The 25,361-nt window shown below is 46.1% G+C and carries 22 protein-coding genes and 1 pseudogene; 16 read left to right on the top strand and 7 right to left on the bottom strand.

Annotated elements, in window-relative coordinates; translation table 11 throughout:
• Window positions 1–3: 3 nt before the first annotated feature.
• From WIG73_RS10630 to WIG73_RS10640, 3 genes are read left to right on the top strand one after another with little or no spacing between them, the layout of a single operon-like run.
• Window positions 4–885: a phosphatidylglycerol lysyltransferase domain-containing protein gene (locus WIG73_RS10630; RefSeq protein WP_337400513.1), complete on the top strand. Its 882-nt coding sequence runs from the start codon at window positions 4–6 to the stop codon at window positions 883–885.
• Entirely contained in the window at window positions 882–2,192 is a 1,311-nt protein-coding gene (trmFO, locus tag WIG73_RS10635; protein ID WP_337400514.1) for a methylenetetrahydrofolate--tRNA-(uracil(54)-C(5))-methyltransferase (FADH(2)-oxidizing) TrmFO, read from the top strand. The genes WIG73_RS10630 and trmFO overlap by 4 nt, the downstream gene beginning before the upstream one ends.
• Window positions 2,189–4,390: a UvrD-helicase domain-containing protein gene (locus WIG73_RS10640; protein WP_337400516.1), complete on the top strand. Its 2,202-nt coding sequence runs from the start codon at window positions 2,189–2,191 to the stop codon at window positions 4,388–4,390. The genes trmFO and WIG73_RS10640 overlap by 4 nt, the downstream gene beginning before the upstream one ends.
• Window positions 4,391–4,427: 37 nt before the next feature.
• Here the strand turns inward: WIG73_RS10640 and WIG73_RS10645 are convergent, their stop codons facing one another.
• The gene (locus tag WIG73_RS10645) at window positions 4,428–4,883 is read right to left on the bottom strand and encodes a superoxide dismutase family protein (RefSeq protein WP_337400517.1); all 456 of its coding nucleotides are present in this window, start codon (window positions 4,881–4,883) and stop codon (window positions 4,428–4,430) included.
• Window positions 4,884–4,936: 53 nt separating this feature from the next.
• Window positions 4,937–5,911 carry a GPR endopeptidase gene (gene gpr / locus WIG73_RS10650; RefSeq protein ID WP_337400518.1) on the bottom strand — a complete coding sequence of 325 codons (975 nt, stop codon included), beginning with the start codon at window positions 5,909–5,911 and terminating at the stop codon, window positions 4,937–4,939.
• Between the two features lie 164 nt (window positions 5,912–6,075).
• Here gpr and metG point away from each other — a divergent pair, with 164 nt between their 5' ends.
• From metG to WIG73_RS10665, 3 genes are all read left to right on the top strand, one after another.
• Window positions 6,076–8,025, top strand: coding sequence for a methionine--tRNA ligase (gene metG, locus WIG73_RS10655; RefSeq protein WP_337400519.1), 1,950 nt, complete (start codon window positions 6,076–6,078; stop codon window positions 8,023–8,025).
• 89 nt (window positions 8,026–8,114) lie between these two features.
• Entirely contained in the window at window positions 8,115–9,128 is a 1,014-nt protein-coding gene (gene pta / locus WIG73_RS10660) for a phosphate acetyltransferase (protein WP_177680439.1), read from the top strand.
• Window positions 9,129–9,166: 38 nt separating this feature from the next.
• Window positions 9,167–10,366: an acetate kinase gene (locus WIG73_RS10665; RefSeq protein WP_337400521.1), complete on the top strand. Its 1,200-nt coding sequence runs from the start codon at window positions 9,167–9,169 to the stop codon at window positions 10,364–10,366.
• Between the two features lie 39 nt (window positions 10,367–10,405).
• Here the strand turns inward: WIG73_RS10665 and pgeF are convergent, their stop codons facing one another.
• Genes pgeF through WIG73_RS10680 form a run of 3 tightly spaced genes read right to left on the bottom strand, consistent with a single transcriptional unit; the run spans window position 10,406 to window position 13,050 of the window.
• Window positions 10,406–11,227 (bottom strand): peptidoglycan editing factor PgeF, encoded by an 822-nt coding sequence (gene pgeF / locus WIG73_RS10670; protein ID WP_337400522.1) that lies wholly within the window; start codon window positions 11,225–11,227, stop codon window positions 10,406–10,408.
• On the bottom strand, window positions 11,217–11,759 hold the full coding sequence (locus WIG73_RS10675; RefSeq protein WP_249310729.1) for a 2-oxoacid:acceptor oxidoreductase family protein: 543 nt from the start codon (window positions 11,757–11,759) through the stop codon (window positions 11,217–11,219). The genes pgeF and WIG73_RS10675 overlap by 11 nt, the downstream gene beginning before the upstream one ends.
• Before the next feature lie 28 nt (window positions 11,760–11,787).
• Window positions 11,788–13,050 (bottom strand): UDP-N-acetylglucosamine 1-carboxyvinyltransferase, encoded by a 1,263-nt coding sequence (locus WIG73_RS10680; RefSeq protein ID WP_337400523.1) that lies wholly within the window; start codon window positions 13,048–13,050, stop codon window positions 11,788–11,790.
• A 340-nt stretch (window positions 13,051–13,390) separates the two neighbouring features.
• Here WIG73_RS10680 and WIG73_RS10685 point away from each other — a divergent pair, with 340 nt between their 5' ends.
• From WIG73_RS10685 to WIG73_RS10705, 5 genes are all read left to right on the top strand, one after another.
• A complete protein-coding gene (locus WIG73_RS10685; protein ID WP_337400524.1) occupies window positions 13,391–14,215 on the top strand; it encodes a transporter substrate-binding domain-containing protein in 825 nt (274 codons plus the stop codon).
• Window positions 14,216–14,286: 71 nt separating this feature from the next.
• Window positions 14,287–15,024, top strand: a complete 738-nt coding sequence (locus WIG73_RS10690) for an amino acid ABC transporter permease (protein ID WP_249310721.1) — start codon at window positions 14,287–14,289, stop codon at window positions 15,022–15,024.
• Window positions 15,014–15,754, top strand: a complete 741-nt coding sequence (locus tag WIG73_RS10695; protein ID WP_177680301.1) for an amino acid ABC transporter ATP-binding protein — start codon at window positions 15,014–15,016, stop codon at window positions 15,752–15,754. The genes WIG73_RS10690 and WIG73_RS10695 overlap by 11 nt, the downstream gene beginning before the upstream one ends.
• A 31-nt stretch (window positions 15,755–15,785) precedes the next feature.
• Window positions 15,786–17,483 carry a hypothetical protein gene (locus WIG73_RS10700; RefSeq protein ID WP_337400526.1) on the top strand — a complete coding sequence of 566 codons (1,698 nt, stop codon included), beginning with the start codon at window positions 15,786–15,788 and terminating at the stop codon, window positions 17,481–17,483.
• Window positions 17,480–18,712: a histidine phosphatase family protein gene (locus WIG73_RS10705; protein WP_337400527.1), complete on the top strand. Its 1,233-nt coding sequence runs from the start codon at window positions 17,480–17,482 to the stop codon at window positions 18,710–18,712. Before WIG73_RS10700 ends, WIG73_RS10705 begins: the two co-directional genes overlap by 4 nt.
• A gap of 34 nt (window positions 18,713–18,746) precedes the next feature.
• On the opposite strand, the gene WIG73_RS10710 is transcribed toward WIG73_RS10705, so the two are convergent.
• The gene (locus tag WIG73_RS10710) at window positions 18,747–19,688 is read right to left on the bottom strand and encodes a GTP-binding protein (RefSeq protein WP_249310714.1); all 942 of its coding nucleotides are present in this window, start codon (window positions 19,686–19,688) and stop codon (window positions 18,747–18,749) included.
• A 16-nt stretch (window positions 19,689–19,704) separates the two neighbouring features.
• Window positions 19,705–20,805: a GTP-binding protein gene (locus tag WIG73_RS10715; protein ID WP_337400528.1), complete on the bottom strand. Its 1,101-nt coding sequence runs from the start codon at window positions 20,803–20,805 to the stop codon at window positions 19,705–19,707.
• A 188-nt stretch (window positions 20,806–20,993) separates the two neighbouring features.
• On the opposite strand from WIG73_RS10715, the gene WIG73_RS10720 reads away from it, so the two are divergent.
• The 5 genes and pseudogenes from WIG73_RS10720 to WIG73_RS10740 form a co-directional block, all read left to right on the top strand.
• Window positions 20,994–21,569, top strand: a complete 576-nt coding sequence (locus tag WIG73_RS10720) for a TIGR00730 family Rossman fold protein (RefSeq protein WP_337400529.1) — start codon at window positions 20,994–20,996, stop codon at window positions 21,567–21,569.
• Between the two features lie 14 nt (window positions 21,570–21,583).
• Window positions 21,584–22,102, top strand: coding sequence for a nitroreductase (locus WIG73_RS10725; RefSeq protein ID WP_249310706.1), 519 nt, complete (start codon window positions 21,584–21,586; stop codon window positions 22,100–22,102).
• 21 nt (window positions 22,103–22,123) lie between these two features.
• Window positions 22,124–22,780: an SGNH/GDSL hydrolase family protein gene (locus WIG73_RS10730; RefSeq protein WP_337400530.1), complete on the top strand. Its 657-nt coding sequence runs from the start codon at window positions 22,124–22,126 to the stop codon at window positions 22,778–22,780.
• Between the two features lie 434 nt (window positions 22,781–23,214).
• Window positions 23,215–24,759, top strand: coding sequence for a recombinase family protein (locus WIG73_RS10735; RefSeq protein ID WP_337400531.1), 1,545 nt, complete (start codon window positions 23,215–23,217; stop codon window positions 24,757–24,759).
• A gap of 34 nt (window positions 24,760–24,793) precedes the next feature.
• Window positions 24,794–25,348, top strand: a pseudogene (locus WIG73_RS10740) (N-acetylmuramoyl-L-alanine amidase); the annotation flags it as partial.
• Between the last annotated feature and the right edge of the window lie 13 nt (window positions 25,349–25,361).

The following is a 25,361-nucleotide window of genomic DNA, read 5'->3' on the forward strand; positions in this document are numbered from 1 at the left end:
ACTATGTTGAGTCCGAAAGACATTGCAATTGAAGATAAAAACGTATTACAGGAATATTTGGGAAAGAGCGAAAGCTCAACTTATAACTTTACTACGCTATTCATGTGGGCGGGTAGCGGAAAAATTCAGTATGATATTGTGGACGGCTGCCTTGTCTTGTTTTTTCATGGCAGGCACCACGGCGTGGGCTGCACCTATCCTCTGGGGAACGGGAACCGACAGGCGGCGGCAGAAAAATCCTTTGAGTTTATGAACCGCCAGAGCGGTTCGCCCCATTTTATTTTAATGACAGAACAAATGGCAGAGGAGTGTGGCGCAGTTTTTAGAAATAAACTCCGCATCTACAGCGACCGCAACAATGCGGACTATGTTTATTTAAGCGACAGTTTAATTCATCTTCGGGGCAAAAAGCTCCATCAGAAGAAAAACCACTTAAACGCATTTTTAAATCACTACGATTTTCAGTATGAGCGATTGGGGCAGGAAAACGCAGACGAGTGCAAGGAGTTGTTTTTAAACTGGAAACAGGGACAGAAGAACCATGGCTCAGGCCTGTCGGAAGAAGCAACGGTGCGGCTGCTTGACAACGTGGAGAAGCTTGGCGTAACCTTAGGAGGAATCCGCGTTGACGGAAAGCTTGCGGCATTTTCTGCAGGTGAACCCATAACAGACGACATGGCGCTCATTCACATTGAATATGCCGACACCTCCATCCGGGGATCCTTTAACATGATAAATCAGCAATTTGTGCAAAACGAGTGGAGCGGTTTTGAATTTATCAACCGCGAGGAGGACATGGGGCTTGAGGGCTTAAGAAAAGCAAAAATGGCCTACAGGCCCGTTCGAATGGTTGAAAAATATTTTACGGAATATGAAGGAACATGAATATGAATGCAACAGTGATTGGCGGCGGTCTAGCCGGATGCGAAGCGGCATGGCAGCTTGCAAAGCATAAAATTAACGTAACGCTTTATGAAATGAAGCCGGAAAAGAAAACGCCTGCGCACAACACCGACCTTTTGGGAGAACTTGTGTGCTCAAATTCTCTCAGGGCAGATACTTTAGAAAACGGCGCAGGTCTCCTAAAGGCTGAAATGCGGCTGTTAGGTTCATTGGTGACAGAGTGCGCCGATCAAACAAAAGTTCCGGCAGGGGGTGCTCTGGCGGTGGACAGGGTGGGTTTTGCCCAGATGATGACAGACAAAGTTACGAAAAACCCATACATCACCGTTAAAAATGAGGAGATTACCAAAATTCCACAAGAGGGCTGCGTGGTGGTGGCCACCGGGCCTCTTACATCAGACGCGCTTTCGGAACATATCGGAACGTTTTTTGGCAACGGTTATCTATATTTTTACGACGCTGCGGCGCCGATTGTCACATTTGATTCCATTGACAAAACCAAGGTGTTCAAAAAAGCGCGGTATGACAAGGGCACGGCAGACTACATTAACTGCCCCATGACAAAGGAACAGTATGAGGCGTTTTACACAGAACTGGTAAACGCGAAAACCGCACACCTTCACGAATTTGAAAACAACAAGGTGTTTGAAGGGTGCATGCCCGTTGAGGTAATGGCACAGCGCGGAAAAGACACGCTGACCTTCGGCCCGCTTAAACCGGTGGGCTTGGAACATCCCGAAACCGGGGAGCGGTATCACGCCGTGGTGCAGCTTCGGCAGGACGATAAGGACGGCACGCTTTACAACATTGTAGGCTTCCAAACCCACCTGACATTCTCAGAACAAAAACGGGTTTTCTCCATGATTCCGGGCTTGGAACATGCAGAATTTATGCGTTATGGGGTAATGCACCGCAACACCTATATCCATTCGCCCGGCGTGCTGACGGCAGCGTTTGAAACGGTAAGCCGCAAGGGCCTGTTTTTTGCAGGGCAAATGACGGGCGTGGAGGGCTATGTGGAGTCTGCCGCATCGGGCATTGTTGCCGGAATTAACGCCGCCAGACATTTGGAGGGAAAGAGTGCGCTCATGTTTCCATCCACAACGGCAACCGGCGCGCTGGGGCATTACATCTCAACGTTTTCCGGCGCAGACTTTCAGCCAATGAACATTAACTTTGGAATTATTGACGGATTAACGGAACGAATTAAAAACAAGCGGGAGCGGTATGCAAAAATTTCGCAGCGCGCCCTGACACAAATGAAAGAATTAATTGCGAGGGAACTATGAATTTAGATCATTTTAACGACAGGCAAAAAGAAGCAATTTTAGCTACCGAGGGTCCGCTTCTTATTTTGGCGGGCGCCGGTTCGGGCAAAACCACAGTGGTGGTAAACAAAATTGCGTACATATTAGAACAAAGCTTGGCTCGTCCCTATCAAATTCTAGCCATCACGTTTACCAATAAGGCCGCAAATGAATTAAAAGACAGGGTCGAGGGCTTAATTGGCGACGGGGCAGAGGGTATGTGGATTGGTACGTTCCATTCCGTTTGCATGAAAATCCTGCGCAGGAACATTAGCCTTTTAGGTTATGCGTCGGACTTTTTAATTTACGACTCTGCCGACCAGAAAACGCTGATAAAACGGTGCTTAAAAGAGCTGGGCATGGACGAAAAAACGTTTCCGCCCAAATCTATGTTGGCGGAGATTTCGAATGCGAAGGACAATTTGATGGAGCCAGATGTGTTTTTGGCGGCCTATAACGGCGATTTCCGCATGACAAAGGTAGGCGAGCTTTACAAGCTCTATCAAAAACGGCTGTTTGAGGCAAACGCGCTGGATTTTGACGATATTATTATCCTGACAGTGAAGCTGTTCTCTTTAGACGCGGAGGTGCTGGAGTTTTACCAGAATAAATTCCGCTACGTGTTTGTGGACGAGTATCAGGACACGAACAACGCGCAGTATCTTTTAACCAGCCAGCTGGCGGGAAAATATCGGAATATTTGCGTGGTGGGCGACGACGACCAGAGTATTTACAAGTTCCGCGGCGCCAACATCAATAACATTTTAGACTTTGAAAAGGAGTTCGATCAGGCTAAGGTCATTAAGCTTGAGCAAAACTACCGTTCTACCCAAAATATTTTAAACGCTGCAAACTGCGTGATTGCCAACAACGCCGGAAGAAAAGGCAAGGAGCTGTGGACCAGCAACGGCGCCGGGGATAAAATTGTGCTGTTTGAAGCGGACAATGAATATGAAGAGGCCGACTATATCGGAAAAACCATTGAAAAATTGGTGAAGGAAGACGGAATGCGCTATTGCGACTGCGCAATTTTATACCGCACCAACGTGCAGTCACGCGTGCTGGAAACCACGCTATCCGGCTTCGGAATTCCTTACCGTGTGCTGGCAGGGCTGCGGTTTTACGACAGAAAGGAAATTAAAGACATGCTGGCATATTTGCGGCTTGTGTTTAACCCCAACGATAACCTGTCGCTCATGCGCGTGGTAAACGAGCCATCGCGTAAAATCGGCGTCACCACGGTGGAAAAGGTGGCGGCAGCGGCAGCCGGACGGGACATCAGCATGTTTGCCGCCATGGAAATTGCAGATACCATTCCCGAGCTTGCGAAGGTAACGGAAAAACTGTTGACGTTTACGAAATTAATCCGCGAAATTCAGACAGACACCGACCAAACCCAGCCCTCAAAAATCATTGAGGCGGTTTATAAGCGTTCGGGCTATATGGATATGCTTTTGTCGGAGGATTCTGTTGAAAACCAAACGAGGATAGAAAACATTCAGGAGTTTATCCTCTCTGCAGAGGAATATGAAAAGAGCAGCGAGGAGCCAACCCTGTTTGAATTTTTAGAGAACACGGCTTTAATTGCAGACGTGGACAATTACGACACAGAGGCCGACAGCGTGGTGCTTATGACGCTCCATTCCGCCAAAGGCTTAGAGTTTCCGGCAGTTTTCCTATGCGGCTTGGAGGAGGGGCTGTTCCCCAGCCAGCGTTCCATGTATTCCGAGGAGGAAATTGAGGAGGAACGCCGCCTGTGTTATGTGGGTATTACGCGGGCAAAAAAACGCCTCACGCTCTCCTACGCCATGAGACGGTCTATGTACGGCGGTTCAGTTTATTCCAAGGCCTCCCGGTTTTTAGATGAAATCCCGCAGCAGTATGTGGATATTGTTGAAGCAGACCGGAGCGCGAAAACAGAAGTGGGTGGCAGAAAAAAGGCCAAAAGTCAGAGCGACCTGTTTCAGGAAATATTTGAACGCAAAAGCGCAGGTGTGCGCACCGAGCCTGTGTCTTACGACTTTAAAGCGGGCGACATGGTGGTGCATAAAAAGTTTGGCACCGGCATGATTTTGTCTGTAACCCCGGCAGGCGGCGACGTGAAATTAGAAATAGTGTTCGACGAAGTGGGCACGAAATCCCTGATGGGTTCTTTTGCAAGACTGAAAAAAGCACAATAAAATAAGCAAAAAAGCTGCCTTTCGGCAGCTTTTTTAGTTATCGTGTAATCACGCCGCAGGCAATCATTTCGCCTGAATTTCCGCTGGGCTGGGTTGTAAAATCATCTGGATCTAAGTGAATAATCACTGTCTTACCGATAATTTCTTCTAACGTAAAGCGGTCGGTTAAAAACGACATATATGCCATGCCGTGATTCCCAAACAATGGCGGCATATCACCTGCGTGGTATGGATGCGGACAGCCCCGAGGGTTAAAATGCCCGTCTGCATCAGCAAACTCGTTGGCTTCGGTTCCTGTGCAGGAGCCGCCGCTGTGAATATGGAACCCATAAACGCCGCAGCCGCAGCACTCGTTTTGCACCGGCAGACCGGTAACCTGAACGGTTACCAAAACGCCTTCTTCCATGCCGTTAAATGTAACGGTTCCGCGCAGATCGGGATATTTTTTTCCGCCTGAAATAGCGGCGACTGCGCGGTTTCTATGTTTCATCATAATATAAAAACACCTCCTAAACCACCATATGCGGTAAAGGGGTGTTTTGTGTTTTAAGAAACGTAAATATCTATATCTTCAAAGGTTATATCCTTGTGTAGAGCAAAATTAATGCCATTTGCCACAACCTCTGCAGTTTTGTCAATCAAAATGTCAATCTCCTTGGGTGTGGTCATAAAGTTGGGCATGGACTTTGAAACAGACTCTTTAATTAATCCAAACCGGTCTTCGGGGTTTAGCCCTTTCAGCATTTTAAAAAAAGCGGTGTTGTCATCGTTTTGCGACAAAAGATTGTCAATGACAAGATTTAGCGTGTCGTCTGTTATGGTTGCCGCGTCCACCACTGTGGGCACGCCCACGGCAATTACCGGCACGCCCAGAGTGTTTTGCGAAATCTCTTTTCGGTTGTTGCCCACCCCTGCGCCGGGGTTTATTCCAGTGTCGCAAATTTGAATGGTGCGCGTTACGCGGTCAATATTTCGAGCGGCCAATGCATCCACGCAAATCACCGCGCAGGGATTCACCTTTTCGCACACGCCGGCAATGATTTCACCCGTTTCAATGCCTGTAACCCCCAATACGCCGGGGGCAATGGCGCACACAGAGCCTAAATTATCCGACACGGCCTCAGGTGCATAGTGGAACAAGTGTCGCGTAATCATCAATCGGTCAATCACGGCAGGGCCCAGCGAGTCTGAGGTTATGGAGCGGTTTCCAAGCCCGATAATTAAAATGGGGCGTTTCGGATCAATACCTTTTAAAAGTTCACCAATTTCGGCAGAAATTTTCTTACATGCCGTTTCATAAAGGTTTTTGTCGATATAGCGCAGGTCGGGCAGCTCTAATGTCACATAGTTTCCTATGGGCTTGCCGATTTTTTGCGATGCCTCCTTGTCCTTTACTGCAACGTGGGTGATATGAATTTCCCCCTCTGAGCGGTCAGACAGTTCAATTCCCGCAATTTCCTCCGCCGCCTCCATGAAAAGCTCGTGGGCTTCCAAGGCTAGGTCGGTTCTAACGTTCCGCATAACAGCGCCTCCAAATTTATGGTTTTAGGTGTATTTTGTGCAAAAAACTTTGACATTATGTGCTTTTTTTCTTAAAATTTAACTTTTTTTGTGAAAACCCTTTTAAATGTAAGAAAAAAGTGGTATTATATAAATAAGTAATTATGCACGGAAGGAGCTTTTAGATGGGGAAAGAGAAATATTATATTACAACTGCCATCGCATATACATCCAAAAAGCCGCATATCGGCAACACCTTCGAGGTGGTTTTCACAGACGCAATTGCAAGATTTAAAAAGCAAATGGGTTACGACGTGTTTTTCCTCACCGGAACTGATGAGCACGGCCAGAAAATTCAGATAGAAGCAGAAAAAATGGGCATCAGCCCCAAACAGTATGTGGACAACGTGGCGGGAGAAATCCGCAAAATTTGGGATCTAATGGGCGCGGGCTATAACAAGTTTATCCGCACAACAGACGACTATCACGAGCAGGCAGTTCAACATATTTTTAAAAAGCTCTACGACCAGGGCGATATTTACAAAAGCGAATATGAGGGCTGGTATTGTGTGCCCTGCGAATCGTTTTTCACAGAGAGTCAGCTTGCAGACGGCTGCTGCCCGGACTGCGGCAGGGAAGTGAAGAAAACAAAGGAAGAGGCCTATTTCTTTAAAATGGGCAAATATCAGGACGCTTTAATGAAACACATTGAAGAAAATCCTGAATTTATTCAGCCGGAAAGCCGTAAAAAGGAAATGGTGAACAACTTTCTAAAACCGGGCCTGCAGGATTTGTGCGTGTCGAGAACCTCGTTTAGCTGGGGAATTCCCGTGGAGTTCGACCCCGGGCATGTGATTTATGTGTGGGTGGACGCGCTGTCAAACTATATCACGGCGCTGGGGTATGACCCGGAAAAGCCGGAAACAGAGCTGTTTTTAAAAAACTGGCCCTGCGACGTGCACATCATTGGAAAAGATATTTTAAGGTTCCACACCATCTATTGGCCCATTTTTCTTATGGCTTTGGGGCTTCCGCTCCCCAAACAGGTGTTCGGCCATCCGTGGCTGTTGTTTGGCAACGACAAAATGAGCAAATCGAAAGGCAACGTAATGTATGCCGACGATTTGGTTGAGCTGTTCGGCGTGGACGCAATCCGCTACTACCTTTTAAAGGAAATGCCCTACGCGCAGGATGGGTCTATCACCTATGAAAATATCATTGCGCGGTTTAACGGCGATTTGGCAAACACGCTGGGAAACTTAGTAAACCGTACGGTGGCCATGGTGCACAAATATTTTGGCGGCGTTGTTCCGAATCCCAGCCACGGCGAGTTTGACGACGAACTGAAACAAACGGCGCTGGAAGCGGCAAAAGCGGTTACAGAAAAAATGAACGAGTTTAAAACAGCCGACGCACTGGAAGAAATTATTTCCTTAGCGCGCAGGTCGAATAAATATATCGACGAAACTATGCCCTGGGCATTGGCAAAGGATGAAAGCAAAAAGGAACGTTTGGGCGGCGTTTTGTATAATTTGTTAGAGAGCATTCGTTTTATCGGCGTGCTGCTGACGCCCTTTATGCCCGCCACGGCGGACAGCATTTTCGGGCAAATCTGTGCAGAAACTACCGCATGGGACAGCTTAAGCGCCTTTGGCGCCACCGCAGCTGGTAAAACAATTGGCCAGGGGAAACCGCTGTTTAACAGAATTGACGAGGCAAAAAAGCTGAAAGAAATTGAAGCAAGCTTGGCAAAACAGACGGCGCCGGAGCAGGAAAAGAAGCAGGAACCGGAAAAGGGCGAACGCAGCTATATTTCCATTGACGATTTTGCAAAGCTGGAACTGAAAGTGGGCCTGGTGCTCGAGTCGAAACGGGTTGAGGGGGCAGACAAGCTGCTGGTTTCAAAAATTAAGGTGGGCGGCGAGGTGCGCCAAATTGTTTCGGGCATTGCAAAGTTCCGTACCCCTGAGGAGTTTGTTGGCAAAAAGGTCGCTGTGGTAATGAACTTAAAGCCTGTGAAATTCCGTGGCGTTCTGTCTGAGGGAATGATTCTGGCGGCAGGCGGCAGAAACGGCGAGCCGTTTGCGCTGCTAACGCCCGATATGGACATTGAAGACGGAACAGAAATTGGTTAATGAAAAACGTAAGCGGGAAGCCGTTATGATGGCTTCCCCCGATTTTGTTTTTTAATTTTTATTACATATTAAGGGAGGAAACATCTGTTATGAGTAAGTTCTTGGATAGAATCAAAGAACGTGCAAAACAGGACAAAAAAACAATTGTATTGGCAGAAGGGGAAGACATAAGAACCGTCAAAGCTGCCGATATGATTCTGAAAGAAGGCATTGCGGACATTATTCTGTTGGGGGACAAGAAAAAAATTGCAGAATTGGCCACAGGATTAGACCTTTCAAAGGCGCAGATTTTAGATCCCGCCACAGACGAAAGACGGCAGGAATTTGCCGACAAGTTTTATGAAATGAGAAAAGCCAAAGGCATGACGCCGGAAAAGGCGTTCGAAACAATGGCAAACCCGCTTTATTTCGGCGTAATGATGGTAAAGCTCGGCTTAGCAGACGGACAGGTGGCAGGCGCGGTGAACTCTACGTCTAACGTGCTCCGCCCGTGCCTGCAAATTTTAAAAACCGCGCCGGGAACAAAGCTGGTCAGCGCATTTTTTGTTATGGTTGTTCCTGACTGCGAATATGGCCACCATGGAACGTTTATCTATGCAGACAGCGGCCTGAACGAAAACCCAGACGCCGAGGCTGTTTCAGAAATTGCAATTTCATCGGCTGAATCGTTCCAAACATTAATCGAAGCAGACCCGTGCATTGCCATGCTTTCTTATTCTTCTTACGGCAGCGCAAAGAGCGAATTGGTAGATAAAATGCAGCTTGCCACCAAGCTTGCAAAGGAAAAACGCCCAGATTTGGTTTTAGACGGCGAATTACAGGCGGATGCTGCAATTGTGCCGTCGGTGGGCGCCTCGAAAGCACCCGGCTCCCCGGTTGCTGGAAAAGCAAATGTCTTGGTGTTCCCTGACTTAAACGTTGGAAACATTGCATATAAATTAACCCAGAGGCTGGCAAAGGCCGAGGCCTATGGCCCAATTACCCAGGGAATTGCTAAACCGTGCAACGACTTGTCAAGAGGATGCTCGGCTGAAGACATTGTGGGGGTATGTGCCATCACCTGTGTACAGGCTCAGGAGCAGGACAAAAAACAACAAAAATAACACATAATTTTAGTCAGAAAGGTTTGAAATTTAAGAAAATGAAAGTTTTAGTAATCAACGCAGGAAGCTCGTCTTTAAAGTACAAGCTGATTGATATGGATAACGAAAACGTAATGGCAAAGGGCCTGTGCGAGCGCATCGGCTTAGACCAGTCCCGGCTGAAACACACCCCTGGGGATAAAGACACGGTAATCATTGAAAAGGACATGCCGAACCACGGCGTTGCAATTAAACTGGTTTTAGGCGCGCTGACAGACAAAAATCACGGAGTTATCAGCGACATGAGTGAAATTTCGGCAGTAGGTCACAGGGTGGTGCATGGCGGCGAATTTTTCAGCTCAAGCGTTTTAATTACCGATGAGGTGAAAAAGGCTGTTACGGAATGTAACCCCTTGGCGCCTCTGCACAATCCGGCAAACTTAACGGGAATTGCAGCTTGTGAGGAAGCGATGCCCGGCGTACCCAATGTCGGAGTTTTCGACACGGCGTTCCATCAGACCATGCCGCCGGCTTCTTTTATGTACGGAATTCCTTATGAATACTATGAGAAATATAAAATCAGAAAATATGGGTTCCACGGAACCTCCCACAACTATGTTGCCCACAGGGCGGCAGAGCTTTGTGGAAAAACCATCGAGGAACTGAAAATTATTACCTGCCACTTAGGCAACGGCTCGTCCATTGCCGCTGTGAAAAACGGCAAGGTGGTCGACACCTCCATGGGCTTCACACCGTTAGACGGCTTGGTTATGGGTACCCGTTCCGGCTCTATCGACCCGGCCATCATTCCCTTTTTAATGAACAATGAGGGATTGACCATTGAAGAAGTGGACGCCATTTTAAACAAAAAGTCGGGCGTTTTGGGAATTTCCGGCGTAAGCAGCGATTTTCGTGATTTAGACGCCGCAGCGGCAGAGGGCAACAAACGCGCACAGCTCGCTTTAAAAATGTTCCGTCACAGCGTGCAAGGTTATATCGGAAGATATGCGTCTATCATGGGTGGTGTTGACGTTGTTACTTTTGCAGGGGGCGTTGGCGAAAACGGGCCTGATGTTCGTGCAGACGTTTTGGCTGGCCAGGAGTTTATGGGAATTCGAATTGATGCGGAAAAGAACAATGTGAAAGGCGTTGAGGCCGAGATTTCAGCTGACAACGCAAGGGTTAAGGTGTTCGTAATTCCTACAGACGAAGAACTCACTATTGCAAGAGATACAAAGAAAATTATTGAAAACAAATAAGAATAAAAAAACGGCGCCAATTTTTTGGCGTCGGTTTTTTTATCGCAGTTCAATTACTGCACACATGCGGCCGGTTATTCCACCGTCCCCGCGGTGAGAATAGAACACGTCGTTATGACAAAAGGTACAGAGAGGACAGACGGAAATATTATCTAACGGCACGCCGCAAGCCGCCAATGCGTCAACATTCAGTGCATCGGTGTTCACATAATACTTTCCGTTTTTCTGAATGGTGTTGTCTGCCGCAGGCTGGCCGAAAACATTTACAAATTGGTCATATACTTCTTTCCCCACCTCAAAGTGGCACTGTTTAATCGAAGGACCAATGGCGCAAACCATATCTTTCGGGTCGCACCCAAATTCTCTGGTCATTTTTAAAACGGTCTTCTGCGTAATTTTTAAAAGCGTTCCCCGCCAGCCGGAATGGACAGAAGCAATTACTTTTTTTTGTAAATCGACAATTAAAACCGGAGTGCAGTCGGCGTAAAACGTTGCAAGGGCAACGCCGGACTCTGCGGTAATCAGAGCGTCAATCCCCTTTATGTCCGAATTTAGCAAAACGCCCTTGCCGCAGTCAGCTTTTGTAACAATTCGAATTTTGTCGTCATGCACCTGGTTCGACAGCACCATTTTTTCAGTTTGAATGCCAATTGCCTCTGAAAACAGCTGAAAATTACTTAAAACGTTTTGTTTTTCATCTTTTGAGTTAACGCCGAGGTTTAAAGAGGAGTAAGCGCCTTCGCTTACTCCTCCGATTCTCGTACTGAATGCATGGTTTACAAGTCCCGTACGTTCCAGTATTTCATTTTTATAAAACCAGGCGCCGTTTGCAGCACATATTTTATAAAAATTATTTGTCATAAGTATACCCCAAATTCACAGCCTCAATGTTCTTTTCAATGAGCCAGGCCTTCGATTTCGGAACGCTTTTTTCAATGCCGATTTTAATTTCGTCGGTGGTGAACAGCTCGGTTGCTTTCAGCATTCTACCCAAAATCACCATGTTTGCAAGGGTTTCTAAGTGATGTTCCATAGTAAGCTCGGTTGCGGGGATTTTAATCACGTTCACATCGGTGCGCTCAACGTCGCGGTCCACCAAAGAGTCGTCATAAATAATAAAGCCGCCGGGGGCAACTGCGTTTTCAAATTTATCCAGTGAGGGACGGTTTAATGCGATTAACACATCAGGATTGGAAATAACCGGCGAGCCAACAGCTTTCCCGTCTGAAACCACAATGCTGCAGTTACATGTGCCGCCGCGCATTTCAGGTCCGTAGGAGGGGAGCCAAGTCACGTTGCGCTCGGTTTCCAGGCTTGTATAGGCCAAAACCTTGCCGGCAAACAAAATTCCCTGTCCGCCAAATCCTGCTAAAATAATCTGACTGCTTTTCATAGTATATGCATCTCCTTAAAAGTGTAATTTACTCATCAACACGGCTAATATCGGCCCCAAGAGCCTTAAACTTTTCTTCCATTTTTTCATAGCCACGGTCAATATATTGAATGTCTGTAATTTCGGTAACGCCGCTAGCCATCAGGCCTGCTATAACCATTCCAGCGCCGCCGCGAAGATCAGTTGATCTTACAATGGCACCGCTTAAAGCGGGAATGCCCTTAATTACAGCAGTTCTAGCGTTAATGGTTATATCGGCCCCCATGCGAATTAGTTCATCCACATATTGAAACCGGGATTCCCAAACGCTTTCCGTCACAATGCTCGTTCCCTTTGCTGCGGAAAGCAGTGCCACGAACTGGGGCTGCATGTCGGTTGGAAAACCGGGGTAGGGAAGCGTTTTAATATTTACCTGTTTTACGACCTCCGCCCCGCGTACGCGAATGCTGTCGTCATATTCAATTACCTCAGCACCGGTCTCAATGAGTTTCGCGCTGATGGAGTCCATATGCTTCGGAATTACATTTTTCACTAAAATGTCGCCGTTTGTAGCGGCAGCAGCTACCATAAAGGTTCCCGCTTCAATCTGGTCGGGAATAATGGAGTATGTACCGCCGTGAAGCCGTTCTGCACCGTAAACCTTAATCACATCGGTGCCGGCGCCTTTAATTTTAGCGCCCATGGCGTTTAAAAAGTTTGCCACGTCAACAATGTGAGGCTCTTTGGCAACGTTTTCAATAATCGTAACGCCCTTTGCCAGAGTCGCTGCCAGCATAATGTTGATGGTTGCGCCAACGCTTACGACATCAAGATAAATATTGGTGCCCACCAAGCCGTCAGTCTCGGCCAAAATTGCATCGCTGTCAGAGGATTCAAACACCGTAGCGCCCAAAGCCCGAAATCCTTTCAAATGCTGGTCAATGGGGCGGCAGCCAAAATTACACCCGCCGGGCATTGCCACGTCGGCCTTTTTCAGCCTTCCCAAAAGTGCACCCAAAAGGTAATAAGATGCACGCATCCGCCGTACCATTTCGTATGGCGCTGTATATTTATCCACTTTCGAGCAATCAATTCTTATGGTATATTTATCTAAAAATTCTACCGTTGCGCCAAGTTCTTCTAAAATTCCGCAGATAACAGTAACATCTTTAATTGCCGGCACATTTTCAATGGTACAGGGGCCGTCGACCAAAATAGCCGCCGGAATAATCGCGACGGCCGCGTTTTTTGCGCCGCCGATAGTGACCTCGCCGCAAAGCCGCTTGCCCCCTTTTATCACCAGTTTTTCCAAACTTATCAAACCTCCGAAAAAATATTCGATAGAGTCTTTTTTCATTTAAAACTACAGTTTTTATCCCAATTTACCATCATAAAAAAAACCACATAAATACATTATACCATTTTCTGCGCAAAAATCAATGATAATTTCGAATTTATTTTCTAAAAGCAGAATATATATGAAAAAATTGTGCTTTTTTGATTGACAAAATTTGAAAGTAATGATATAATTAAAAAGATTTTTAGGAGGGGTTTATGCACGAAAATGTAAGTTTATGCATTTACCTGTTAACACATGGCTCACGTGTGTGCACTGTTAAAATATTATGTGAGCGGAAAGGTAAAGAGTATTTATGAAAAAATTATTAGCACTGACGGTTGCCGTAATTACGGCATTTTCACTGGTAGCATGCGGAGGAAACAATGCAGGAAATAGCGCCGCAGGCGGCAGTAACGGTAAGGTTTCTTTAAAAATCCTTGACACGGAATATGCTGTTGAAGATTATGCAGTATGCGTGGCAAAAGAAAACACGGCGCTTTTAGAAAGCATTAACAAAGCTCTTGAGGAACTTACAGCCGACGGAACAGCCCAGGCCATTGTTGACAAATATATTTCAGACAAACAGCATGACCTTGTTTTTCAGGCTGATGCTGAAGGAAAAGAAGAAATTCATATGGCTACAAACGCACAGTTCCCGCCTTATGAGTTCTACGACGGTGAGAAAATCGTCGGCATTGATGCTGAAATGGCTAGTGCAATTGCCGACAAGCTGGATAAAAAGCTTGTAATTGACGATATGGAATTTGACGCGATTATTACATCGGTTCAAACGGGTAAATCTGACTTTGGTATGGCTGGCATGACCGTTACAGAGGAAAGACTTGCAAACATCAGTTTTTCTTCCAGTTATGCAACCGGCATCCAGTCGGTCATCGTTCCGGAGAACAGCGAAATTACATCTGTCGACGACCTTTATGCAGAAGGGAAAAACTACCTCGTAGGTACACAGAAGGGTACAACAGGTGATATTTATGCGGAAGATGATTTCGGCGCGGACAGAGTTATGAAATACGCTTCTGGTAACGAAGCGGTTCAGGCGCTGATTACGGGTAAGGTTGACTGCGTAATTATTGACAACGAGCCTGCCAAGGCTTATGTTGCGGCAAACAATAAATAATTTTAGAAGAAATCATGGGGGCGGAGCATCTCCGTCCCCATTTTTCTACCTTTACAAGTTGGGGTGAAAATATGGATCGTTTTATGGCGTGGTTTGCTGATTTTAAAGCAGATTTTATTCTTAATTTTGTAGAAAAACAAAGATGGACGTTTATTACAAGCGGCCTTAAAAATACCCTTATCATTACGTTTTTTTCGCTTATTTTAGGTCTTTTTCTTGGTGCTGTTGTAGCGATTGTAAGATCGAGCTACGACAAGACGTATTCCGAAATGAACAAGGGCATAAAAAAAATACTTTTCTCGATTCTGAACGGAATTTGTAAGATTTACCTTACCGTAATTCGGGGAACGCCTGTGGTTGTTCAGCTGATGATTATGTATTACATAATTTTTGCGTCCTCCAGAAACAGCCTGTTGGTTGCAATTATTGCCTTTGGAATCAATTCCGGTGCTTATGTTGCCGAAATTGTTCGTTCGGGCATAATGTCAATTGACTTGGGGCAGTTTGAGGCTGGGAGAAGCCTTGGATTTAATTACAGAAGCACCATGATTTATATTATCATTCCTCAGGCATTTAAAAATGTGCTTCCTGCACTTGCAAATGAATTTATTGTTTTGCTGAAAGAGACGTCTGTTGCGGGCTATGTTACAATTAGGGATTTGACAATGGGCGGAAATATTATCCGTGCCACAACCTATTCGCCGTTTCTGCCGCTTATTGCCGTAGCCCTAATTTATCTTGTTATGGTTATGTTCTTTACAAAGCTTGTAAGTATCTTAGAGAGGAGGCTGCGTAAGAATGAACGATAATGTCATTATTAAAACGGTAGGACTGTGTAAATATTACGGCGAACATATACATGCTTTAGACGGTGTTTCAACAGAAATCAAGCGGGGCGAGGTTGTGGTAATCATCGGCCCTTCAGGCAGCGGAAAGTCTACCTTTTTAAGGTCATTGAATCTTTTGGAATCTGCCACAGCCGGAAATGTTTATTTTGAAGGAGTCGATATAACAGACCCCAAAGTGAACATTAATATCCATCGTCGGAAAATGGGTATGGTGTTTCAGCAGTTTAACCTGTTTCCCCACATGACTGTTTTAAAAAACCTCACGCTGGCTCCTATAAAGCTTTTGAAAAAAAGCAAAGAGGAAGCGGAAAAAAGGGCAATGGAGCTGTTGGGGCGCGTTGGGCTTTCCGATCGGGCAGAGGCGTTTCCTTCCCAGCTTTCCGGCGGTCAGAAGCAGCGTGTTGCCATTGTCCGCGCCCTGTGTATGGATCCGGACGTAATGCTGTTTGACGAGCCCACATCGGCCTTAGACCCTGAAATGGTAGGCGAGGTGTTAGACGTTATGAAAAAACTCGCCAACGACGGCATGACCATGGCGGTGGTCACGCACGAGATGGGCTTTGCACGGGACGTGGCAGACAGGGTCATCTTCATGTGCGACGGTAAAATTTTAGAAGAAAACACGCCGGACGAATTTTTTACCAACCCGAAAGACGAACGCGCAAGACAGTTTTTAAAAAGCATTTTATAACAAATGTGCATCGGGAAAGGAGAGAGGACCAATGCACAACAGCCAGTTTACTTATTATCCAATGCATATGCATATTCATACCTGTTTTCAGCCTGGATCTTCAATGGCAAACCATTTTTATAACGCAAACAAGCTTGGAATGAAATATATTTGGTTTACAGACCACGACGTTCGCACAGGTATTAAAAAAGCGCCGGTTACAGGATTTTCTTTTGACACCGGCAGCTTAATGAAGGACGAGGGGAACGGCCTTTTTTGCGGCTTTGAAATCACATCGTTCGAAAACACCGCAAAATTTACCCACAATATTTGCACAGAAACCAAAACTTTATTTATGAACGCCTGCGCTGAAAAAAGCCAAAACTGGCAGAGCGCAGGAATTCATTTTGTATCCAGCGGAGCGCGGCATACAGCCGCGCTTTTAATGGATGTGTGCCTAAATTTAAATGTCACAGCAGAAAAAATCAGCCCCGATAGCAGGCTGATTTTTGATATCCGTCTGTCACAGCGGCCGCCTTCGTTAAAACCTGCACATCTTTTATATGTAGCAGGAAGCGCAGATGGGCTATCCGCTCCCCATACCCAGATTCTGCCCCTTAAAATTGCCGGCGGAGAAATTCGCCTGCCAATTTCGGAAGACGTTTCAGACGATGCGGACATTGGCGGAAGGGACAATGTATTCGACACCATTGCCATTGTCTTGCAGGTGAGAAACGGTGCGTGCCTCTCGGTAGCGCTAAAGGATTTTGAAATTAAGGTAAGAAAGTTTTTTGAAGCAGCTCATCAGGAGCAAAAAAGGCTCGCGGCTAAGGTGGGAAATCGCTACGGCGTTACGCCCTTTGTTTCTTTTGAAATCTCCGACGCGGGGGAACATAAAAATTGCTTTTCCACCTGCGTTCCTACCATTGATTATGCAGAACAAAACTTTCAGGTTTCCAACATGGACGCAGTAAAGCATGTAAAGAAGCATGGCGGCATTTTTGCCATCAACCATCCGCTGGCCATTCAAGTGCTGAAACAGCAAAATTTTTCAGAAACACAGAGAAGTAAAACAGTAGCAAAAATGGCGTCGTGCCTTTTGGCAAACCATGCCTATGGGGCACATTTAATTGAAGTAGGCTTTCCCTGCGGGCGAAACGGGTTTTCTTTAGAGGAATATGTCATGCTGTGGGATTTGCTCTCCATGGGCGGGCTGTTTCTTTGCGGATATGGCAGCAGCGATAGCCACAGAAACAACGATGGCTGGTTTAATGGCAACAATTTTGCAACATACCTTGCGGCGCCGCAGAATTTGCCCCATCCTATCGGCGAGGAGGTGTTCACCCGTTCTATGAAACAGGGGATGGCCTATACGGGGAACCCGGTGAAGATAAACGGCGAAGTTCGGTTTGAAACCACAGACGGCTATCAAATGGGAACAATCTTTAAAGCGGAAGAAAGCAGCGAGGTAGAAATAGAATTCTTCATGGAACACACCGAACCCGGCTGGCAGTTCCAGCTCATTGAAAACGGAAAAACTTGTGCGTCTGTAACGCTTGACGGAGGCACATTTACAACAAGGTCTGTTCTGCGGACTGGTCTTACCACCGTGAGCTTTCAGCGGGTGGAAGTTTACGATGAAACCGGAATGTGCATTTTGCTGACAAATCCAATTTACATTGTGAAATCAGACGAAGCGGCGTTTGAAATTCCAAACTGCCGCCTTGCAGAAAGGGAGGGCAGGCAATGAAGTTTTATATCACCCGGCACGGTCAGGTGGCGCCGAAAGAAAACTACGGGGACGCGCAGTTCCCGGCAGGCGATCCTCCACTGACGGAACTGGGCCGCGCGCAGGCGTCGCGGCTGGGAGACTATATGCGCCACATTGGGTTTCACGGCCCGCTTTACACCTCACCCTATGCCAGAACAATGGAAACCGCAGAAATCATTGCGGACAAAACAGGCTCAAAAATTATTCCCACTGCGTTCATGCGGGAAATTTTGAAGTCAGAGTGGGTTCCGGGAACATTTCATGGCATGCGGTTGGAGCAAATTCAAAAACGGTTTCGCCATGTGGACGCAAGCGCAGGTCTTCCTTATCCGTGGTGGAGTCCTCATTCCGATACTGAGGAAGACGTTTTTGTGCGGGTAAGCAAGGGTTTTTTGGAATTGAATCCCCAGGAGGATGCAATGTTCGTGGGACACGGCGCTTCGGCAGGGCATTTAATTCATTTTTTGAACATTCCGAAAAAAAGCGGACGCAATTTGTGCAATTGCAGTCTTTCTATTTTAGACACGGAAGACCCAAAAAACTCTCTGTATTTTGACACGGCGCACCTGCCGTATAAAATGGTGGGCATGAACACCGTTATGCTGTCAGACTTGGACGGGGAGAAAATGAAAATAATTATGAAGCGCGGAATCAATGTGCCAAAAGAGCTTTCCGCTTCCAACTCCTTAAAGCTGCTCCACATTGGGGATACATCGTCCTTTACATATCCATATTATCAAGAACTGATTTTAAAAGTGAAGCCCGACATCATTCTACACACAGGCGATATGGTGGACGAGGTAAAAGCGGGCAGAATGATTGGCACAAGGGAGGAGTATGAAGCCGGATTGATTCAAATTTCAGACATATTAAAAAATTCCGGCGCAAAAGAAATTTACGTTGTGCCCGGAAATAACGATTTGCCGGAACTTATTAAAAAACATGCGCCCTTTGCGAAAGTGCTGGCACCGGACACGCAGCTGAAAATCGGTGGCATTACCTGCACCGTGGCCCACGCCTGGTATGAGGTAAAAATCAAAAGTGAGTGGTATTTTTATGGCCACGGAACGAGCGGAGAGCCGTGGAAGCCGGAACAAAACGACAAAAACGGCGTTTGCCATTTCAACGCAGTTTGGGGACCAAAGGCATTTTTGCTGCCGGAGAGAAAATTATATGAATTCAGCCGTCCGGAGGACTTGGAGCTGTAAAAAAAAAGAAGCCTGCTAGACAGCAGGCTTCTTTTTAATAAAACGTTGCGACCTGTTCTTTTGGCTGAGGCGCGTGCACCAGGCTTTCTGCATAAAGCACCGGCCCTTTCCCCTCATATAGCTTGTGATATTCATACCGCAAAGTGGCGGTAACCAGCATCCAGTCCCGGCTTTTAAACATGGTGCCCTTTGGCACAATGCACAGCATGCCGCCATAGGAAATGTCGTCTGCACAACAGGTCATAATGTGCCGGCCAATGAGGCAAACGTCCTTGGGCAAGGTGTTGTTGTGGGCGATAATGCCCTTAAACTTAACAGTTTTACCCACATATTTTTTTACGTCCTCTGAAACATCGCGGTACCACAGGGCAAAATCCTCGTCTTTAATGGCGATAACCGGTGCGTCCACGTCAAAGGGGAGCGGATCTTCAATCTCGTCATATTCCACATGCCCGTCAGCATATTCAAACGCAATGTTGGCGCGGCGGGAGGTGGCGCGGACAATTTTGTGAAACATCTCTTTATCGGTTTCCTCTGTAGTGCGGTTAAAAATTACGACCTCGCAGCTTTTTAGCTTGTCCACCACGAGAGAGCGCATGTTACTGTTGTAGTTTAAAAACGTTCCAGCGTCTGCAAAAAACATTTCCTGTACAACCGTGCAGGTTTTCGGCAGGTTGTTGTAAAGGGAGTCTAACTGCCACATGCCGTTAAACTCCACGATTACGCGCTCTGGCTTGTGCTTTTTAAACAGGGAAGAAATCCATTTTCCCGTAAGGTCTGATTCATTTTCCACGGATTCAATAAACACGTTTTTCCCTGTAAAGCGGGAGAGGTCAAATTCTTCAATCCCTTCCTCGCAAAGTAAAAGCAGAGTGCGCTCGCCGTCGTTAAACCGTGCGTCCTCCAGTGTTTCCTGAATAAATTTTGTTTTGCCAGCCTCTAAAAAGCCTGTAAAGATATAAACCGGAATTTCCATTGTTACAACACCCTTCTTATTCGTCTAACCCAAAAAGCTTGCGGATTTCGCCGTCTTTTATGCCGGCGCCGATTACGCAAATCCGCCCGGTGATGTCGGCCGCGCCTTCGCGCACATCGGGCGTGCCGGGGACATAATCAAAGTGCAGCCAGTTTCCGTCTTTCTCTGGCACAATGCCTTTTGCACGCAGAATAACGCCAAATTTTTCTTCGTTGTTAAATTGCGACAGCATAGAAACAAGCTCGTCTTTGGAGAACTGTTTTGTAGTTTCTGTTCCAAAGCTTTGGAACACCTCGTCTGCATGATGGTGTCCGTGATGGTGATGCCCATGGCAGTGCTCGTGCTCCTGTTCGTGACCATGACAGCATTCATGCTTCTGCTCCCCGTCGTGGCGGCAATGCTCATGGTGATGTTCATGACTATGCTCGTGGCAATGATCATGTTCGTGGTCATGCTTGTGCGAATGACCGCAAACCGGGCAGGCGTCTTCTTCCTTGAGCTCCTCTAAAACCCGGTTTATGGTTGACGCGCCCTCAATCGCTTCTAAAAACTGTGTGCCGGAAAGCTGGTCCCACGGCGTGGAAACAATTACCGCTTCTGCGTTTTGCTCCCGCAGCAGCTTTACGCACTCGGCAATTTTTTCTTCCTTTGCGCCGCCCGTATGGCTTAAAACAATGCACTTGGCATAACGAATCTGGTCGCAGAAAAATTCACCGAAGTTTTTCATATACATCTTACACCGGTTTACGTCAACAACAGCAGTGTAGCTGTTTAATGCAAGCGCGTGCTCGTGAACGTTTTCAACCGCTTTCATTACGTCGCTGAGCTTGCCCACGCCGGAAGGCTCAATTAAAATTCTGTCCGGCCCATAATCGCGGAGCACTTTTTTCAAAGCCGCGCCAAAGTCACCCACCAGACTGCAGCAAATACATCCGGAGTTCATTTCGGTAATGTTAATTCCAGCGTCTTTTAAAAATCCTCCATCTATTCCAATTTCACCAAATTCATTTTCAATTAAAACTAACTTTTCGCCCTTAAAGCTTTCATCAATCAATTTTTTTATCAGAGTTGTCTTGCCGGCACCTAAAAATCCGGAAAAAATATCGATTTTTGTCATTTTAATAGCTCCTTATCACAATCGTTTTGTTTATTATACCACTTTTTTTTCTTTCTGTAAATAAAATCAAAAAAAGTTATTACTTTTGTAAAATATAATTGTGTAGTTTGTGAATAAACTAATAGAAAGCTTGAAAATGGAAAAAGTTTATGCTAAAATCATATCAAACATATAAAGGAGAGGATTTTATGACAATTTGTGTATATGGAGCGGCAAGCAACAATATAGATCCTTCGTATATAGAAGCGGTGGAAACGCTGGGGGAAAAAATGGCGGAGCGCGGCCACTCTCTGGTTTACGGCGCCGGTGCCGGCGGCTTAATGGGCGCAGTGGCCCGCGGCGTGTATGCCGGCGGTGGCAAAATTATTGGTGTTGCCCCTACTTTTTTTAACGTAGACGGCGTGCTGTTCGAAAACTGCACAGAGCTGATAAGAACGGAAACTATGCGTGAGCGTAAAAAAATTATGGAGGAGACAGCCGACGCATTTATAATGGTGCCCGGCGGCGTGGGAACCTTTGACGAGTTTTTCGAAATTTTAACGCTGAAGCAGCTGAAGCGTCACAACAAGGCAATGGTGGTGTTTAATTTCAGAAAATATTATAATGCAATGGCGGAAATGATGGAAAAAGCAGTTGATGAAGGGTTTGTTGCGCCCGGATGTTTAAAGCTTTATGAAGTTCTTTCAAACCCGGACGAGGTGTTAGATTATATTGAAGGCTACAAGCCGGAAGATTTGGACATTCAGAATTTAAGACATATATAATGGAGGTTAGAAAAATGAACGACTGTTTAAATGTTTTACAAACAAGAAGAAGTGTAAAGAGCTATAAAAGTGATCCGGTGCCTGAGAATATGCTGAAAGAGGTTTTAAAGGCGGGCATTAATGCACCTACTGGAATGAACAGACAGTCGCCGGTAATGGTGGCTGTAACCGATCCTGAAACGGTTCGCTATATCGGGAACCTGAACGCAAAAATCATGGGCGCTTCGACCGACGCGTTTTATGGCGCGCCGGTGGTTATTATTGTGTTTTCCGACACCACCGTGTCCACCTTTAAAGAGGACGGGTGCCTGGTGATGGGTAACTTGTTGAATGCGGCTGCCTCCTTGGGGCTTGGAGCCTGCTGGATCCACCGGGCACGCGAGGTGTTTGAAACGCCGGAGGGCAAAAAGCTAAAAGAAAAGTGGGGGCTGGGCAGCCAGTATATTGGAATTGGCAATTGTATTTTAGGCTATGCAGCGCAAATTCCGGAGGAAAAAACGCATAAGGCAAATTATGTTATATACGATAAATAAGAAAAAAAGGGGTTAGACAGCATGGATTTTAAAGGAAAAAAAGCGGTATTTTTAGGAGACAGCATCACAGAGGGACACGGCACAAGCGGAGCGGAGCACATTTATGTTAATTTGATGAAGCAGCGGTTGGGTCTTTCAGATGTTGTAAACTACGGAATTGGCGGCACGAGAATTGCAAAACAGCAAACACCGTCAGCCGTAGCGCGGCACGATTTAGATTTTGTGTCCCGGGTGGATGAGATGGACGACAATGCAGATTTGGTTGTAGTGTTTGGCGGCACAAACGATTTTGGCCACGGTGACGCGCCGTTCGGAAAACTGTCAGACAAGACGGCAGACACCTTTTGCGGCGCGTGCCATGAGCTGTTTGAAAAGCTGATGAACAAATATCCCCAGGCGCAGATTGTGGTGATGACGCCTCTGCACAGGTCAAATGAAGACAATCCTCGGGGTGGAAACAAACCGGAAGATGTTGCAACGCTTTCTGAATATGTTGATGCCATAAAGGTCATTGCAAAACGTTTTTCCATTCCGGTGCTGGATCTTTTTGCAGTCAGCGGAATTCAGCCGAAGCTTGAAATTATGCGGGAGCACTTCTGTCCTGACGGACTGCACCCCAACGACGCAGGGCACATTCGCATTGCAGACCGGTTAGAGGGCTTTTTGAAAACCTTATAAAAATGCAAAAAAACAACCCGGACCCGCCGGGTTGTTTTTTCCGTTTGGGGCAGTGCTAAGGCCCCAATTAATAGGAGATGAAGTGGAGAATGTTATTATGAATATATAAACAGCGTGCCCTGTGATATACGCCAATTAACTTTAAATTTAAAATTAAAACAGTTGGCGTTTGGCGGCGCTGATATCTTCCTATTACTTATTTTCTATTAACTTATACGAAGCGGGACAAAATAAGTTCCCATTTTTTTTAAACTTTTTTGTAATATTTAATTTTTTTCCTATGTATAATACAGCATGACCAATTTTGGAGGTTTTAACATGGAATATGCTGTGGAAAACAAATTTAAAACCGAAGATGAGCGTACGAGGCAGGAAAAGGTTCAGCAAATTGCGGAGGAAATTATAAAAAAAAGCATTAAGGAGCGTGAATCAAATTGATTCGCGCCGCAGTTTACTGCCGTCTGTCGGACGAAGACCGGAACAAAAAAAGCCGGATGGACGAAAGTGAAAGCATTCAAAACCAAAAATCCCTGCTGCTTACTTATTGCCGGGAGCAGAATTGGGAGGTGGCCGGTGTTTACTGCGACGAGGACATGTCTGGCGCAGACCGGGACCGCCCGCAGTTTAATCAGATGATTTTAGACTGCGAAAAGGGATATATCGACATTGTGCTGTGCAAAACCCAGTCGCGCTTCAGCCGCGACATTGAGGTGGTGGAGCACTACATTCATAACCGCTTTCGCGAGTGGGGCGTGCGGTTTATCGGGTTGTTAGACCATGCGGACACAGAGGACTTCGCCAACAAAAAGTCCCGCCAGATTAACGGGTTGGTAAATGAGTGGTATTTGGAGGATTTGTCGGAAAACATTAAAAAGACCCTACGGCACAAAAAGGAGAACGGTATTTTTACCGGTGCCTTTGCACCCTATGGCTACAAGCTGAACAAAGATGTAAAAGGAAAGCTTTTTGTGGACGAGCCGGCGGCAGAAACAGTGCGGGAGATTTACCGGATGTATGCAGGCGGACACGGATATGTGAAAATTGCTCAGGAGTTAAACCGGCAGGGAATTCCCTGCCCGTCGGAATATAAGCGCCTTTGCGGGAGCAAATTTCAGACCCATGGGGGAAAGCCCACGTCGAAAATCTGGACGGAGTCTGTTATCCGAGAAATTTTAACAAACGAGGTGTATGTCGGGAATCTGGTGCAGGGAAAAACCGCTACCATAAGCTATAAAAACAAGAAACGGAAACGCGTGAACGAACAGGATTTTATCAGAACAAAAAACGCCCACGAGCCGGTAGTGGATATGAACTTGTGGAACGAAGTGAACAAAAAAATCGGTTCCCACAGACGAATGCAGAAGGCAGACGGTAAGCGCCACGTTTTTGCAGGCAGAATTTTCTGCGCCGTCTGCGGCAGCAGTATGTGGAAAATGAGCTACCAGCTAAAAAACGGCAGGTATGAATATTTAAAATGCAAGGCCACAAAATGCGGCGTTTCGGTTTGCACAAACACAAACAGTATCCGGTTCGACGCGGTGTTTGAGGCGGTGGAGATGGAAGTGAAAAAGCTATTTTTAAACAATTATAATCCTGCTAAAATCAACAAAAACAGCCTGATTTGCAATGACAAAAAAACGGAAATGAAAGAAGAAACGCTGATAAAAGAGAATATTTTGAAACAAAATCTTAACATAAAACAGCTTTACAAAGATAAATTAGATGGTATAATAGATAATAAAGTATTCTGCGATATATATGGAGATATAAAAGCCGATATTGTGGCTTTGGAAAAGCGGCTCTCTGTCTTAGAGCAGAAAAAAGACAAAACAGAAGATTTCAACTTTCAGGAATATATTGACAGCTTTCCACGCACAATAACCTTGGATGAATTTGCCGTTTCAAAATTGATTGACAAAGTTTTCATTGGCGAGCCGGAAAATGGCAGCCGAAAGATTACGATTTGTTGGAATTTTTAATTATTCATGGTATTAACACTGTGCAGGACATGGTGCACCAGATGGCGGTGCGGTGGGCAGCGCAGGCGTTTTGGAAAAGGACTTAAACCTTGCTATTGCCCAAAAGCTTCAGCAGTTTTTAGAGCAAGGCGGAACAAACGTAATTGTAACCCGCTCAGACGATAACGGCATTTACGATGTTTCGGGCAACATCAGAAGCAAAAAGAACTCCGACTTGAAAAACCGGGAAAAGCTGATGAAAGAGTCCAGCGCAGATGCGTTTGTCAGCGTACATATGAATAAATTTCCGGACGGACAGTACAGCGGGCCCCAGGTGTTCTTTTCCGGAAACAATGAAAAAAGCGAGGGGCTTGCAAAACAGGTGCAGTCGGCTTTAATTGAGGCGCTTGCGCCGCCGTCTTCTCGGGAAGTGAAAAAGGCAGACGGGAGTATTTACCTTTTAAAGCAGGCAAAACTGCCCGCAATTTTAGTGGAGTGCGGGTTCTTGTCAAACGAAGAAGAACAGAAAAAATTGTTGGACGATTCTTACCAAAAGCAGGTCGCGTGGGCGATTTACTGCGGGATTTTAAAATACTTTAACGAAGAATAAGGAGCTGGTAAAG

The sequence above is a fragment of the Congzhengia sp. genome, assembly GCF_037235575.1.
In the GTDB taxonomy this organism is placed as follows: Bacteria; Bacillota; Clostridia; order UBA1381; family UBA9506; genus Congzhengia; species Congzhengia minquanensis.